Genomic DNA, 14,906 nt, shown 5'->3' with positions numbered 1-14,906 from the left:
TATGTTCGATAATAAAATTTTGCTTTCTGAAACTATGATATGAATCAGAAAAATAAAATTCAAATAAAAAAATAGCACCCAACATTGGGTGCTAAATGTGCAATTAAAATAACGTTATAACCTAATTATGCATCCGCATTATCAAGTCTAATATATTATTACAGGTAATCTTGAATCAATAATTCTGCAATTTGCACGCTGTTTGTTGCAGCACCTTTACGGATGTTATCGCCTACAACCCACATATTAATACCGCTAGCGTGTGAGATATCTTCACGAATACGGCCAACGAAGACTTCGTCGTGACCGGCAGAATCAGACACTGGTGTTGGGTAGTCTTCTTCATTTTCGATCAGTTTAATACCCGGCGCATGACGCATTAGTGAACGTACTTCTTCTGCACTAATTGGCGTACGCGTTTCTAAATGGATAGCTTCTGAGTGACCATAGAATACTGGTACACGTACCGCTGTTGGGTTAACCATGATGCTATCGTCAGCAAAAATCTTTTGCGTTTCCCACACCATTTTCATTTCTTCTTTGGTGTAGCCATTGTCAGTGAACACATCAATTTGTGGGATCACGTTAAATGCAATTTGCTTTGGATAAACTTTCGTTTCAACTTCACGTCCATTCAATAGACTTGCAGTTTGACCAGCAAGTTCATCGATTGCCGTTTTACCTGAACCCGATACAGCTTGATACGTTGCAACATTGATACGTGAAATACCCACTGCATCGTGGATTGGTTTCAGTGCAACTAGCATTTGAATTGTTGAGCAATTTGGATTGGCGATGATATTACGATTTCTATAATCGGCAATTGCTTCTGGATTTACTTCTGGCACAACCAGTGGAATATCGCTGTCATAACGGAATTGTGATGTGTTATCAATAATAACGACACCAGCATCGGCTGCGATTGGCGCCCATTTTTCTGATACTGAACCACCCGCTGAGAACAAACCGATTTGAACTTGTGTCCAATCGAATGCTTCAACATCTAATACTTCAACTTGTTTATTATTAAAGGTAATGGTACCACCAGCACTACGGCTACTTGCTAATGGATAAATATTACCAATTGGAAATTTACGTTCCTGTAAAATTTCCAACATCATTTGCCCTACGGCACCTGTTGCTCCTAGTACTGCAACATCATATAGTTGACTCATCAACGACTCCTAAAAAATTATTTGGCAAACCCAAGTTGATACATCGACTCTACCGCATAATGTGACTCATTTACTAGCCTCAATGAGGAAAATTCTCTTCTTTCTAAGTAATTTTTACGCATTTCATCAAAACTACCCGCTTTCATTATGTTTTTTCTAAAAATAACGTCGTCTCGGCGAACATCGTATACCAAATGCACCAAACTTTTAGCGAATGCTTGATCTGCAGGTTGATTAACGTCAACGCGGCTCACTGCTGGAACAGGCAAGATATCACGGATACTGCGATCGGCATGCAGACCTAAAAATTTTGCGTAGGCCTGATAAATCATCTCAGTGCCCCGTGCTTTACCCTCTAAACTGTAACCGGCAATATGCGGCGTCGCAATTGCCACGTGAGGAATAAGTTCCAGTAATGGAGTCGGTTCATTTTCCCACACATCCAGCACAAGCGTCATACCATGCCCTGCTTTTTTTAATTCTAATAAAGCTTGGTTATCAATCACATCGCCGCGGCCACTGTTGACAAGAATGGCATCTTGATTAATACCAGCCAGTAGCTCTGCAGTTAATAAATGCTTGGTTTGATTAGCGCCTATTTTAACTAACGGCACATGCATGCAAATGATATCTGCTTGTAAAGCTTGTTCTAAACTAACAAATCCGGTTAAGCCTTCTTTTTCAACCCGCGGAGGATCGCATAACATCACCTGTGCACCTAACGCCGTAAGTCGACTGACCGTCTGCGCTCCGGTATTACCCACGCCAATAACAGCTATTTTCTTATCAGCGATGACAAAGCTCTGCTGCTCAGCTAATACTAATAATGCGCTACAAACATAATCACCCACAGACACGGCGTTACAGCCAGGGGCATTGGTATATTCAATATTACGTTGTTGTAATAGCGCTTGGTCTAAATGATCAATGCCAATCGTTGCGGTACCGACAAAAGCCAGTTTGTTTGCTTGGCTAAGTAAGGCTGCATTTACTTGAGTCACAGAGCGCACCATCAACGCATCTACATCTTGTAGATCTTCAGCGTTTATCGTACGACCAGATAAAGGTACTACTTCACCGAACTGAGAAAACAATTCAATGGCATAAGGCATATTTTCATCAACGACGATCTTCATTTAAGTTTTCCCTTAATAATACGGCTAAAGTTATTTCCGCTTTGTAACAGTAAAAAATATTTACGCGTTGTAACAGCAAAGCACCATTTTGCGCGTTGTGCAGGTAAAAAAAAAGCCCATTTATCAATAATATGATAAATGGGCTTGCATTCTCTTCATCGCGATAAGCGGGTGTTTAATTTCCGCTTTAACGAATCAGGCTATTATTTCGTAAATTTACTAAATACTAGCGTTGCATTCGTGCCGCCGAAACCAAAGCTATTCGACATTACGTTTGTGAGTTCTGCATCAATTGCTTTACCAGAAACAATATCTAGACCTGCCGCTTTTTCGTCAAGGTCTTGGATATTTGCACTTGCTGCAATGAAGTTGTTTTCCATCATAATTAATGAGTAGATAGCTTCATGTACACCAGCCGCGCCTAGCGCATGACCAGTCAATGCTTTTGTCGCACTGATTTTTGGTGATTTGTGACCGAATACCGCTTGAATCGCTTCAAGTTCTTTAGTGTCACCAACCGGTGTCGATGTACCGTGGGTATTCAGGTAATCAATTTCACCGTCAACAGTTTCGAGTGCTTGTTTCATACAACGTACAGCGCCTTCACCTGATGGTGCTACCATGTCGTAGCCATCTGATGTTGCACCGTAACCTGTGATTTCAGCATAGATAGTTGCGCCACGAGCAAGTGCATGCTCAAGTTCTTCAACAACAACCATACCGCCACCACCAGAGATAACGAAACCATCACGGTTCGCATCATAAGTACGTGATGCTTGTTGCGGTGTGTCGTTATATTTAGTTGATAACGCGCCCATCGCATCGAATTCTAATGCTAGCGTCCAATCAATTTCTTCGCCGCCACCAGCAAATACGACATCTTGCTTGCCAAGTTGAATTTGTTCTACAGCATGACCAATACAATGCGCACTTGTTGCACATGCAGACGTAATTGAATAGCTTGGGCCTTTAATTTTGAATGGTGTAGCAAGACAAGCAGAAATGGTGCTCGACATAGTACGAGTCACCATATATGGACCCACACGCTTCACGCTTTTGTTACGCGCGATATCAACAGAATCAACAACGTTCTTTGATGATGCACCACCAGAACCTGCGATGAGGCCAGTACGTACATTAGATACTTGCTCTTCTGTTAAACCTGAATCATCAATCGCTTCTTGCATAGCAATATAACTAAAAGCGGCTGCATCACCCATGAAACGCATTGCTTTACGATCAATGATTTCTTTAGGATCAAGATTAACAGTTCCGCAGACGTGGCTACGTAAGTTTTGTTCAGCGAATTGTGGTGCAAACTCGATACCACTTGTGCCTGCTTTTAGTGACTCACATACTTCTGCTTTATTGTTACCGATACTTGATACAATACCGATACCTGTTATAACCGCTCTTTTCATGATATTCCCTAATATAAAATTATTACGTTATTCTTACTTATTTTTTAACGTGATCTGGTCTGCTTTCCCTATAATCGGATAAGATTATGACCGTTTTATTAATTTTGAGCCTATAGATGGATTATTTTTCCATCTCAAAAACGTATTAACGCTTTCACTAGAGCCAACAAGACTCGTTGTGTTACCTAACTTTATTATAGCAAAGTCTTAATTAACCAGTATCCCACTGCTATTCGTTCTTGTCACCGCTTAAAAATTGCGTGTGATCAAATCATCAGCCTTTATGGTTACTTTTACAGCTAAAACAGTAATGTAATGACAATGTACCTGTTCATGGCTTATTCATAACTTAGTTGTATTTGCCAATTGATTAACTAAACTCTTGGTTAAACTTCACTAACGACTGTGCTGTACTTTGCCATAATGAGCTCATTTTAAGCTCGTCTAATGAAAAGTTACTGCAGTGTTTCAGGTTAAAATCATCCGTGGTTAAATGATTATCCAAACCATCCAATAAAGCAGATACGCCGGTGCGATCGTTACACGCCAGTAATAAATCACAGCCCGCCCACATTGCCTGCTCGGCACGTTCTAAATAATTACCCGCGACACTGGCGCCATGCATAGATAAATCATCAGAGAAAATCGCGCCTTTAAAGCCCAACTGTTGCCTTAGCACTGTTTGTAACCAATATTGAGAAAAACCAGCCGCTTTACTGTCCATTTGCTGATAAATAACATGTGCAGGCATAATTGCATCAAGCTGCGAATTAGCAATAAGCGCCTTAAACGGCAATAAGTCCGTCTCGGTAATTTCAGCTAAGCTGCGCTCATCAACTGGCAATGCAATATGTGAATCAGCTAATACACTGCCATGTCCTGGAAAGTGCTTACCCGTCGTTTTCATGCCCGCATTATGCATACCAATACAAAGCGCAGTTGACAGGTCTGTTACCCAGCTTGGATCAGCATGGAATGAGCGGTCACCAATCACTTGGCTACCACGTTCTAGATCCAGCACTGGCGCAAAGCTTAAATCAATATCAAACGCTAACAATTCAGCGGCTAACATCCAACCACATTGCTGAGTAAACTGCTTTGCGGTCTCACGATCATCGGCATAAAGTTCGGCGATTTTACCCATAGCGGGTATGCGCGTGAACTCCTCACGAAAACGCTGTACGCGACCACCTTCATGATCGACAGAGATCACGATGGGACTATTGGCTGCTTTACGAATCGATTTAATTAATGCTTTTAACTGGCCATGATCACCATAGTTACGACTAAACAAGATCAGCCCACCGGTTAATGGGTGCGCTAAGACCTCTTTATCTTCCGCCGTTAATTCATAACCGTTAACATCTACTATTACTGGTCCCACTTTAATTCCTCAATTAATTTAACTTTGTTAATTTGTTAATTTGTTAATTTGTTAATTTGTTAATTTGTTGATTTTATCTGCCATGGCACGTTCAGATTGCTGCCACAACGTTAAATAGGTAATGTCTTTATCTTGCTGGTACATCACAATGCACCACAACAGCGTCATCATCTCCACGACCACCGCCATCATATCCACTTGTGCAGACGTCACTTGCGCGGTTGGGTGATCTTGATTGTAATAGTTTAAAAACAGCGCTTGCTGTGATGGTTGCCACGCGAAGGTCTGAAACAAAGTGGCAATATCAAAATCACCATGCCCCGCGGCTGCAAACTCCCAGTCCAACAGATATAACTTAGCCTGTGTATCTTCGATAAAATTCAATGGATTCATGTCATGATGACAAAAGACAGTTCTATTTGTCGTTAGATTTGTCGATAAATGTTGCTGAATTAAGTTAATTACAAGGGCTAGTTGTTGCTCTCGTTGTACGGTTTTAAATTCGGTATTAATTGTCTGGTAATAATGTTGCAGACGCTCGACCATATCAAGATGATGGTGAGGCAGAGGTTGTTGATGAAGCGTAGCGACTAATTGCGCTATTTTTTCTATGTTTTCATCTCGGCCTTGCTCGGCTTCATTCCAATGCTGGCCAACAATCCAATCACTGATCATGCCTTGTGCATGCTGAACAATGATATTCGGCGCTAAACCGATACTTGCTGCTTGAATTTGCGCTGCGTATTCGTGCTCAACATTGTTATCCATGTCATGGTACGTCGATGATAACTGCCGTACAAAATAGCGCTGTTGCACACCATTGCGTTGGAATTCAAGTCGAGAATTATGATTACTTAAGCCACCTAATACGGGGGTTAAAGAAAATAACGCAGGACTAAATTGCACCACAAATTCAGGTATGGCTTCGGCAATACATTCAGGCGCTATTTCGACAACGCATTCAGGTAATTGGTTCACGGCATTTTTAGCGGCAGGTTCTACATCAACATGGCAATGTTCAGGTTTCAAGCTCATAACAAGATCACACGACTGACGTGTGCTTCAACCGTATTGAAACGATTATTCAGCAGTTCGATCGTTAAGGTATGTGCATTAGGCGTATCTTTGATGTTAACAACGCTGATAACCAAAGAATAACTTTTCTCTACGATTTCGGCGCTCTGGTCTTGTTCTGCTACAGCTAAAACCTGGATATCAAACCAGCGCGGTTGCGTCAGCGTTTCAGCACTCGCCCGTTGTAATTCTTCATGAGTAATAGGTAGCGCGACCACGCTACTTGGATAGGTGATATAAAGGCGTTGACCGTGTTCAAAAGTACCTTGCACAAAGAAAGGTTGCTGCAATAACTGCCAATTTAATTCTCGTACTTGGGTAGTTAGCGGGTGTTCTTGAATAGGATCAAGCGCCATGGTGAGCACTTGCTGTGACGGTGCAGGCACGAGTTGTGGTGATTGTACTGACGAGGTGCAACCGGTAACCAATAACGCACTAAGCAGATACGATAATATGAGCATCCATTTCATTTATACTCCCCCTCAAGATCCTGTTACTGTTGGTTTTATTGTCTTTAATAGTGATAACGTAATGAGATGACCGACAAGATAGCAATGAGATAAGCGGTCATCTTTATAGTATATAGCAGGGTTTAACCCGTGCTATTTATGCCGACGATTCAATCGAACTATTTAGTCGTCACCATGGCACCAAGTTGCTCACCACCAACAAGGTGCATGTGTAAATGGAAAACCTCTTGTCGACCGTGCTTATTGCAGTTAACGATAAGACGATAGCCATTTTCAGCGATACCTTCTTGCTCGGCAATTTTACGTGCTACGGTGAATAAACGCCCTAACGCTAGCTCATCGGCTTCACATACGTCATTGGTCGTCGGGATCAGCTTATTAGGGATAATTAATACATGTGTGGCTGCTTTTGGACTAATATCACGAAATGCTGTCACTAACTCATCTTGGTAAAGAATATCAGCTGGGATCTCTTTATTAATGATCTTACGAAAAATTGTTTCTTCTGCCATTTTTAACTCCATTACAAAATTAAGTCATTTAATAATAAATCGTTTAATAATTATCGTACGACAATAAGCTTAATAATTATCGCACAATAATAAGTACTTCAATAATAAGTGAAAAAAAATACAAATACACCTGTTATCCACCACCACTCATTATCTTTGCTTGTTTCAGTGATAACCACAACAAAAAAGCCCGCCAGCCTCTACATATGAGTGTAGTGGCTGGCGGGCTTATCATTTCAATTCAGCAGTGAATAAAGTCAACACTAGCGGCGATTAAGCAGAAGCAATAGCGCCTTTACCAACACCTTCATAAGCAAATACTGTTAACGTATCATCGCAGTCTTTTGCTAATGTATCAGCAATATACTGAGCAATGTTTTCCACGGTTGTTTCAGTCGGCATAATTTCGACAATTGACTTACTAATGGCAAGCTGGAATTCACCTTGTGGCGCCTGATATTTAAAACAGTAATGTTCCGGCGTTAATGCCGCCATGCCCGCACGAGATAGTGATAATTCAGACGCTGATACCATGTCGCAATGTTCAGCAAGGTAGATGTCTTTCCAACGCTCTGCCCAACTCAGTTCAAGTGCGCTATCACGCTCATCGTTACGTAGAATTTCAATCGTCGAACGATGACCATGGGCGATACGCTGGCAATTACCTAAATGTTTACGTAAACCATGACTGTAGCAGTATTCTGCGCCGTCAATTTTTTCTTCACGTAATTTAACATCTAATTTTTTAACATTGTTTGGCAGGCGTAACATTAATTGCTCAGTCAAATACGTTTCTAAACTAGCAAGCGTAATTTGTGCTGTAGGGATCAAGGCAAACGCTTGGTCAGGACAAGCTAAATGAATTGATTCACTGTGCTCACGCCATACATCGACATAAGTAAATGCACCATCGCTCATCACATCACAAAATTTAGCATGTGCAGGTACGATCAATTTATGATCGACTAATTCATCAACCGTCGACTTAATAAGTTTTTTCACAATACCAAAATCAAGGATCATGCTTTGTTCATTTAAGTCACCATGCAGAACGATATCCACTAACCAACTTTGGCCAATAACGCCGCGTGAATAATCCAATACTGAAGAATCAATAACAGTAAGGTCTTTGACGAATAATTTCATCTAAATAATGTCCTTTATGGTAACTAAAATAGGTAGCGCTGTTTGAGTGATACTCATTGATTAATACTATTTTTGTGCGTCGTATTCATCTTTAAATGAAGCCATAAGTTCTTCACTATCAACAACAACTACGTCTTGTCCAGCTTTTGGAAATACCGAGATAACAACGCCATCTGCAGCAAGACCTGGTAACCAACTGTTACGCCAAGCACCCATTTCAATTTTAAGCGGTTGGCACGCAGCCCAATCGCCTTGGATCCACTCACTTGCAAACTCGGCATGTGGCCAAACTGGGATGCTTCTTTCACCTTCAGTTTCGCTAATAACAAAACCGTTCTCGTCTGCTAATGTCCATATTTCTTCAGACTTAACTGCACGAAAAATGAAATAGTTGAAACGTGCTTCTGGTGATTTTTCAACAGCGTCAGCAGTTTGCTTGTCATGGATTTTAAATGTCATAATTTTCTCTCAAGAAACCGCGGTTTGCAGTTTCAAATAATGTTTATAATAAAGCAGCTGCGGATTGTACGCTGCGTAATAATAAATACCAAGTAGAAATAGTAAAGTCAGTATTACTATTTCTACTTGGTATTAGTCATGTTCATGCTGATAAGCATTCACTTATCAGGTTCGTAAACATCACAACGTAGCCATCAGATAACGCAACTCGATTTTCCACACACCCATTCTATTTTACAAATGACAGTTTGCGAAAATAACGCGGTAGCATGGTTTCATTACCCTGCAATCCACCTTGGTGTATATAAAGAATGGGGCGATTATCGCTATTTTCAAGTCCTGCAGCGGTATTCTCATTAGCAATGGTAAATTCACGCTGCAAGCATAACCAAGCGAGCGGATCGTAAAGTAAATCAAATTCTATATTGGTGGTTTGTTTTAACTGCGCCCATATATGATAAAACGGCAGGTAAAGTTTGCCAAAATGATACTTCTTGTCTGCCTTCATAATAGTCGGGTGCAACGATTCATCAACGCACAATGCCAAGAACTGTTGTTTTAAATAACCATCACCGCCAACACACGCACACGCTTGTACTTCAAAGGGTAAATGCTTTTGTAAAAACAAGGCCGTTGTGCCGGTTCCTGCAGGCAGTACGACGCGAATGTCCGCGTACGACTTTGCTGCAGCCCAAGCCTTAATCTCATCAGCGAGAATTTTCAATCCCATTTCAGCATATTGACAACGCCCGCCTTCAGGAATAAATACCGCGCGTTGGCCTTGCTCAGCTAACCTCGGTAATACTTGCTGTTGTATATGCTCAATGACGGATAATTCGAGTGAATCAACGACGATAATATATGCGCCTTGCGCTAAAGCCGCGCGGTAATTACCTTGGGGGTTATCAATAAGGTACTGCGGCAGATGGTCAACATAATAATACAGCTGACATTGTTTCAACTGCGCTAATACAGATAGTGAATACAAAGAGTTAGCTTGAACAGAACCATGGCCGACCAGAATATCGACTTGGGATAAATCTTGTTGTAAGAAGTGATAAAATTTTCTGGCTTTATTACCCGTAAAAGCCACATCTAATAAGTCATCACGCTTGACATACACTTGATGACCTAAGAATTCGATTTCATCGACAGGGGTATTTCGTAGTTGCACAGAGGTGTCCTCGTTTTATTACCTAACTAAACTGACATAGGCAGTGCGGCAGAGACAATAAATTGGCGGCCATTAACAGCTAACAGCTCGGTATCAACGTCATACACTTGCTTAATAGTCTCAACGGTTAATACATGATTAGCATCCCCCTGCCCAACCACGCGTCCTGCCTTTAATAGTAACACCGCTGAGGCATGATTAAGGGCAAGGTTAAGATCATGAATAGACGCAATAATGGTAATGTCTTGCTCAGAAAATTCTTTTAATATCTGTAACACTTCAATTTGGTGTTTTAAATCAAGTCCTGTTAATGGTTCATCTAACAAGCACAGCACTGATTGTTTATTTAGTATGGGTGATACTTGTACCAAGGTCCGCGCAATCAATACTCTTTGCCATTCACCACCAGATAACTGATCACAATTTCGCGTGACTAATTTCGCAATATCCAAACGCGACAATAGCTGATTAATCACCTGACAAGCCTGCTCATCTTCTAGGTTTATACCTAATGGATGTAAACCTAACGCAATAAACTGATACACAGGAATGGCAAAAGGCGGCGGCGATGCTTGCGGTAACCATGCGCGTTGCAGTGCAAGTTCGGCAATAGGATAATCCGTAACGTTACGTGCTGCTAGCTGGTATTCTCCTTGGCAAGCTTTTGCATGACCAGCAAGAATGGCTAATAACGTGCTTTTACCGCTGCCGTTTGGCCCCAATAAAAACAAACAACCACCGGCCTCAATCGATATATTGATGTCATGTAGACGCTGCTGATAATTCACCCCAGTGAGCGAGAGTATTGCAGGTTGCTGCATCGTATTTTTTACCTTAACCATAGTCTATTCCCATCTTATTTTTTACTTTACGCTACTTGCTTACGTAACAACAAATAGATAAAGAATGGTGCGCCAAGGCTAGCAGTTATTGCGCCGACAGGTAACTCAGCAGTGGCAAACGCACTGCGGGCAATTAAATCTGCTAATAATAAAAAGCTCGCCCCAAGCAAAGCCGAAGCCGGCACCAAAAAGCGTAATTGACTGGTGACCAAAATGCGTAAAATATGCGGAATAACTAAACCGATGAAGCTGATCACCCCGGCCATTGATACGGATATACCGGTAAGCACGGCAACGCATAAAATCAGCTGAATACGCAATTTAGGCACATCAATACCAGACTGAAAAGCGCCCTGCTCACCAAACTGCAACAGATTAAGCGCATCGATACGGCGCATGATCCACACAAAACTCAAAGCCAGTGGTATCACCGCAATATAAATAAGGTCGGCACCATAGGCTAAATTGCCCATCATCCAATACAGCATCTGACGCATGCTACTGTCATCTGAAAAATAAAGTAGCCAAGTCATAATGGCCCCCGAGAATATGCCAATCGCCACACCCAATAATAAGATCTTCGTGGTGGGTAAATTATTCTTGGTCACTTGATACAACAGGCCAGTCACCAGACTAGCGCCGACAAAAGCCGACAGTGGCAAGATGTACTGCTGTAGCCCAGCAAATTGTGGTAATAACGAATCAAGCAACACGATTGATAATACCGCAAACAAGCTGGCAAACGATGAAATACCGATCACACCAGGCTCTGCCAGCGAATTCGCCAATAGCACCTGTAAGATACAGCCTGCCACAGCTAACGCCCCGCCGACTAAAATAGCAGTAATAATACGTGGTAAGCGTAATTCAAACAGCACTTGTTGTTGTAAAGGTGAGAGTCCGTTAACAATATCATCCAAACCAATACTAAAATTACCGGAGGCGAGTGAAATAAAAGTAACAGCAACAAGGAAGATTGATAACAAGATAAGGGTAGTTCGACTTTTTTGCGTACTGGCACGCTGTAATTCAAGTAGGTCGATCATAATTTAAATGGGGATTCTGAAAGAAACAGACAAGGTACTTCAAATAATGTCAGCATAACGCTTAAGCACATTTCAAATACCCTGTCAGTAGGCTGTAATTAGATAGATTGACTTACAGCATCAATTAACGCATGGGTATAGCCCATTTCAGCCATTAGCTGCGTAATTATATTACGTTTGCGTCCCGTATTGGTATTAGTAATAACCCAATATGGTGTGTTTTCAATCTGACGCGGTTTAGTCGTGCTACCCGCGCTTAACAATTCACTTTCAGATTTTGCAAAGTAAATACGTTTACGACCTTTAATATCAGTCGCAGTATCAAACTCTTTCGGGTTTTCAGCATAAAGCACAGATAAGATCTGGATAAACTTAGTAACCGACACTGTCGTTTCTTTAAATTTCTTATTTTTAATAAGCTTAGCGATACTGGCTGGCAATGTAGAATGACTAACAACCTCTACTGCTGTTTCTACCACAATAGGTGCAGATACAGGTGTCGGTTCTTCTTCTTCGACTACTACCGGTGATTTAGTTACCGTTTGCTTAGTCTCACTGTTGGTGTCCACTGCATGCGGCTGCGATTCTTCAACATTCGTTAAATCTGCAGAAACATTTGCTGATACATCAAGTAAGCGACGTAAAATATCTGATGCACTTTCGCCAATATCTTTCGTTTGACTAGCAATATAACGATATAGGTCGTCTTCAAGCTCAATCGTTTTCATATTTAACTAGTGAATCCTTGCTTATAAATTTGGTTTAATTATACCTTGTGAATAGATTTCTCTCTACGCTTATAAGCAAAAAATTACCTCTATGATGCATTTGTCGACAATTCATACACGACATTGACCTAATTATTGCGGTAGAATCAGTCACAATAACGGAGAGATATATGTTACTTAATCACAAAATATACGGTCAGGGTATTCCTGTTATCGTTATCCATGGTTTATTTGGCAGTGCCACTAACTTAGGCATGCTGACTAAACAACTAAAAACTGATTATCAAGTCATTGCTGTTGATGTCAGAAACCACGGTTTATCTATGCGCCATCATAGTATGCATTATGATGATATGGCAAATGATATTATTCAGTTGCTGGATCATTTAGCAATTGAACAAGCGCACATCATCGGTCATTCGATGGGCGGTAAAATTGCCATGCGCACCGCGTTAAACTTCCCAACCCGCGTAATCAGTTTAGCGATCGCCGATATTGCACCGGTTAATTACCCTCCTCGACATGATAATGTCTTTGCGGGTCTAAAAAACATACCGTTAACAGACATCAACAGCCGCAGTGAAGCGCAAGAAAAACTGGCAGAGCATGTTGAAGAAGCGGGTGTGCAGCAATTTCTACTCAAAGGGTTATATAAAAATGACCAAGGCAACTTTGATTTCCACTATGCGTTAGACACTATTATTTCGCAATACGATGTCATTTCAGACTGGCCAGAAGTAAATAAACAGTATGATAAGCCAGTGTTATTTATTAAAGGCATGAACTCAGATTATATTACCAACGCACACAAATCAGCGATTGCGAAATATTTCCCCCAGGCAAAAGCAAAATTAGTGCAAGGCACAGGGCACTGGCTACATGCTGAAAAGCCCGTGATATTTAATAAAATAATAGTCGACTTTTTATTTAGTCATTAGTCACATTGTGCTATATTTGCCCGTTCGTACTTTAAGTAAATACAGTTATGTACTTTAGGTGAAAATTGATATGTTGTATGAATACATTGACTTAATTGAAGCGGTAGGCATTAAGCTATTCTTTGTCGCACTGTTTTTCTTAATCGGCATGGCAATTCAAGACGTACTTAAAAAAGGTAATGTGCCGCGATTCGGACGTATAGCTGTTTGGTTTGTACTCTGTTTTGGTATGGCTGGTTTTGTGTTTAAAGAAATATTGATCACTGTCTGGGAAACCCAGATTTAATTACTAATATTATTAACTGCAATGGCGAAAATAACGTGGCAAAGGAAAATTTAGACAGAACCACGATTGACCTTTTTGCTGAAGAGAAGCGTGCTGGTAGACCTAAAACCAACCCACTCTCACGTAAAGAGCAGTTGAAACACAATAAACGTAATCAATTAAGCCGAGATAAGGCGAATGGATTAAAACGTATTGAATTAAAAGTCGAACAAGACTTATTTGATATGTTAAATATGAAAGCAAAAAGTGCTAAGATGACACGCAGTGAATATATACAACAATTATTGCACACTCATGTAGCTCGATGAGTTTAAATTACAACTATTAGGATAATTTAAGAATGGCTAGCGTAGGCTTATTTTTTGGTAGTGACACTGGTAACACTGAAGTAGTTGCTAAAATGATCCAGAAACAACTGGGTAAACAGCTTGTTGATGTTAAAGATATTGCAAAATCAACAACTGCAGATATTAACGAATTCAGCCTATTAATTTTAGGTATTCCAACTTGGTATTATGGCGAATCTCAATGTGATTGGGATGATTTCATGCCATCACTAGAAGAAATTGATTTTTCTGACAAGCTTGTTGCAATCTTTGGTTGCGGTGACCAAGAAGATTATGCTGAATACTTCCTTGATGCAATGGGCACACTACGTGACGTTGTTGAAGCAAAAGGCGGTACATTAATCGGTGAATGGCCAACGGAAGGTTATGATTTCGAAGCATCGAAAGCACAAACTGATGACAACCACTTTGTTGGTTTAGGTATCGACGAAGATCGTCAACCAGAATTAACTGCAGAGCGTGTTGAAGCTTGGGTAAAACAGATCCACAGCGAAATGTGCCTTGCTGAACTAGAAGACTAATCTTCTCGTTTACAAAGTAAGAGATAAAGCGACGTTTTATAACTTGTTTTATCTTTTACTTTATTTTCCGATAATACCTTATCCGTTTCCCCTGTTAACAATCCCGACTCCTTTTTTGTAAAAAATCGCTTAACCCTACTTCAAAATCAATAACTGTCCTCTACTCTCGAATTAAACACCTAAATTTATGCATTTAAATCCCGCTTTAACAAATATGAGGTTTATTGTTTTTGCGTCTCGTCATATA

The 14,906-nt window shown here is 40.7% G+C and carries 17 protein-coding genes; 4 read left to right on the top strand and 13 right to left on the bottom strand.

Going from position 1 to position 14,906, the window contains the following annotated elements; translation table 11 throughout:
- Positions 1–158 precede the first annotated feature (158 nt).
- From A923_RS0108255 to seqA, 13 genes are all read right to left on the bottom strand, one after another.
- The gene (locus A923_RS0108255) at positions 159–1,175 is read right to left on the bottom strand and encodes an aspartate-semialdehyde dehydrogenase (protein WP_017221197.1); all 1,017 of its coding nucleotides are present in this window, start codon (positions 1,173–1,175) and stop codon (positions 159–161) included.
- Positions 1,176–1,192: 17 nt separating this feature from the next.
- Positions 1,193–2,311, bottom strand: coding sequence for a 4-phosphoerythronate dehydrogenase (locus tag A923_RS0108250; protein ID WP_017221196.1), 1,119 nt, complete (start codon positions 2,309–2,311; stop codon positions 1,193–1,195).
- Positions 2,312–2,514: 203 nt separating this feature from the next.
- Entirely contained in the window at positions 2,515–3,732 is a 1,218-nt protein-coding gene (gene fabB, locus A923_RS0108245) for a beta-ketoacyl-ACP synthase I (protein WP_017221195.1), read from the bottom strand.
- Between the two features lie 370 nt (positions 3,733–4,102).
- On the bottom strand, positions 4,103–5,116 hold the full coding sequence (gene nagZ / locus A923_RS0108240) for a beta-N-acetylhexosaminidase (RefSeq protein WP_017221194.1): 1,014 nt from the start codon (positions 5,114–5,116) through the stop codon (positions 4,103–4,105).
- A gap of 51 nt (positions 5,117–5,167) precedes the next feature.
- Positions 5,168–6,151 carry a phosphotransferase gene (locus tag A923_RS0108235; RefSeq protein WP_017221193.1) on the bottom strand — a complete coding sequence of 328 codons (984 nt, stop codon included), beginning with the start codon at positions 6,149–6,151 and terminating at the stop codon, positions 5,168–5,170.
- On the bottom strand, positions 6,148–6,660 hold the full coding sequence (locus tag A923_RS0108230; protein ID WP_017221192.1) for a hypothetical protein: 513 nt from the start codon (positions 6,658–6,660) through the stop codon (positions 6,148–6,150). The genes A923_RS0108235 and A923_RS0108230 overlap by 4 nt, the downstream gene beginning before the upstream one ends.
- A gap of 158 nt (positions 6,661–6,818) precedes the next feature.
- Complete coding sequence (locus A923_RS0108225) at positions 6,819–7,172, bottom strand: HIT domain-containing protein (RefSeq protein WP_017221191.1); 354 nt, start codon at positions 7,170–7,172, stop codon at positions 6,819–6,821.
- A gap of 273 nt (positions 7,173–7,445) precedes the next feature.
- A complete protein-coding gene (locus A923_RS0108220) occupies positions 7,446–8,318 on the bottom strand; it encodes a 6-carboxytetrahydropterin synthase (protein ID WP_017221190.1) in 873 nt (290 codons plus the stop codon).
- Positions 8,319–8,384: 66 nt separating this feature from the next.
- The gene (locus A923_RS0108215) at positions 8,385–8,777 is read right to left on the bottom strand and encodes a DUF2750 domain-containing protein (protein ID WP_017221189.1); all 393 of its coding nucleotides are present in this window, start codon (positions 8,775–8,777) and stop codon (positions 8,385–8,387) included.
- A 229-nt stretch (positions 8,778–9,006) separates the two neighbouring features.
- Positions 9,007–9,951, bottom strand: a complete 945-nt coding sequence (locus A923_RS0108210; RefSeq protein ID WP_017221188.1) for a pyridoxal-phosphate dependent enzyme — start codon at positions 9,949–9,951, stop codon at positions 9,007–9,009.
- A gap of 26 nt (positions 9,952–9,977) precedes the next feature.
- Entirely contained in the window at positions 9,978–10,793 is an 816-nt protein-coding gene (locus tag A923_RS0108205) for an ABC transporter ATP-binding protein (protein WP_017221187.1), read from the bottom strand.
- Between the two features lie 26 nt (positions 10,794–10,819).
- Positions 10,820–11,839, bottom strand: coding sequence for a vitamin B12 ABC transporter permease BtuC (gene btuC / locus A923_RS0108200; RefSeq protein ID WP_017221186.1), 1,020 nt, complete (start codon positions 11,837–11,839; stop codon positions 10,820–10,822).
- Positions 11,840–11,937: 98 nt separating this feature from the next.
- Positions 11,938–12,567 carry a replication initiation negative regulator SeqA gene (seqA, locus tag A923_RS0108195; RefSeq protein ID WP_017221185.1) on the bottom strand — a complete coding sequence of 210 codons (630 nt, stop codon included), beginning with the start codon at positions 12,565–12,567 and terminating at the stop codon, positions 11,938–11,940.
- 170 nt (positions 12,568–12,737) lie between these two features.
- On the opposite strand from seqA, the gene A923_RS0108190 reads away from it, so the two are divergent.
- From A923_RS0108190 to fldA, 4 genes are all read left to right on the top strand, one after another.
- Entirely contained in the window at positions 12,738–13,505 is a 768-nt protein-coding gene (locus A923_RS0108190; protein ID WP_017221184.1) for an alpha/beta fold hydrolase, read from the top strand.
- A gap of 70 nt (positions 13,506–13,575) precedes the next feature.
- Positions 13,576–13,791, top strand: a complete 216-nt coding sequence (locus tag A923_RS0108185; RefSeq protein ID WP_017221183.1) for a DUF2788 domain-containing protein — start codon at positions 13,576–13,578, stop codon at positions 13,789–13,791.
- A gap of 35 nt (positions 13,792–13,826) precedes the next feature.
- Positions 13,827–14,099, top strand: coding sequence for a LexA regulated protein (gene ybfE, locus A923_RS0108180; protein ID WP_017221182.1), 273 nt, complete (start codon positions 13,827–13,829; stop codon positions 14,097–14,099).
- Between the two features lie 32 nt (positions 14,100–14,131).
- Positions 14,132–14,659, top strand: coding sequence for a flavodoxin FldA (fldA, locus tag A923_RS0108175; protein WP_017221181.1), 528 nt, complete (start codon positions 14,132–14,134; stop codon positions 14,657–14,659).
- Positions 14,660–14,906: the final 247 nt, after the last annotated feature.

This window comes from Moritella dasanensis ArB 0140, from assembly GCF_000276805.1.
Classification (GTDB): domain Bacteria; phylum Pseudomonadota; class Gammaproteobacteria; order Enterobacterales; family Moritellaceae; genus Moritella; species Moritella dasanensis.
This window is presented reverse-complemented; position numbering and strand designations above follow the sequence as displayed.

Coding starts and splice junctions, on each gene's coding strand:
- A923_RS0108255 (WP_017221197.1), bottom strand. CDS start 1,175: ATGAGTCAACTATATGATGTTGCAGTACTAGGAGCAACAGGTGCCGTA.
- A923_RS0108250 (WP_017221196.1), bottom strand. CDS start 2,311: ATGAAGATCGTCGTTGATGAAAATATGCCTTATGCCATTGAATTGTTT.
- fabB (WP_017221195.1), bottom strand. CDS start 3,732: ATGAAAAGAGCGGTTATAACAGGTATCGGTATTGTATCAAGTATCGGT.
- A923_RS0108235 (WP_017221193.1), bottom strand. CDS start 6,151: ATGAGCTTGAAACCTGAACATTGCCATGTTGATGTAGAACCTGCCGCT.
- A923_RS0108230 (WP_017221192.1), bottom strand. CDS start 6,660: ATGAAATGGATGCTCATATTATCGTATCTGCTTAGTGCGTTATTGGTT.
- A923_RS0108225 (WP_017221191.1), bottom strand. CDS start 7,172: ATGGCAGAAGAAACAATTTTTCGTAAGATCATTAATAAAGAGATCCCA.
- A923_RS0108220 (WP_017221190.1), bottom strand. CDS start 8,318: ATGAAATTATTCGTCAAAGACCTTACTGTTATTGATTCTTCAGTATTG.
- A923_RS0108215 (WP_017221189.1), bottom strand. CDS start 8,777: ATGACATTTAAAATCCATGACAAGCAAACTGCTGACGCTGTTGAAAAA.
- A923_RS0108205 (WP_017221187.1), bottom strand. CDS start 10,793: ATGGTTAAGGTAAAAAATACGATGCAGCAACCTGCAATACTCTCGCTC.
- btuC (WP_017221186.1), bottom strand. CDS start 11,839: ATGATCGACCTACTTGAATTACAGCGTGCCAGTACGCAAAAAAGTCGA.
- seqA (WP_017221185.1), bottom strand. CDS start 12,567: ATGAAAACGATTGAGCTTGAAGACGACCTATATCGTTATATTGCTAGT.
- A923_RS0108190 (WP_017221184.1), top strand. CDS start 12,738: ATGTTACTTAATCACAAAATATACGGTCAGGGTATTCCTGTTATCGTT.
- A923_RS0108185 (WP_017221183.1), top strand. CDS start 13,576: ATGTTGTATGAATACATTGACTTAATTGAAGCGGTAGGCATTAAGCTA.
- fldA (WP_017221181.1), top strand. CDS start 14,132: ATGGCTAGCGTAGGCTTATTTTTTGGTAGTGACACTGGTAACACTGAA.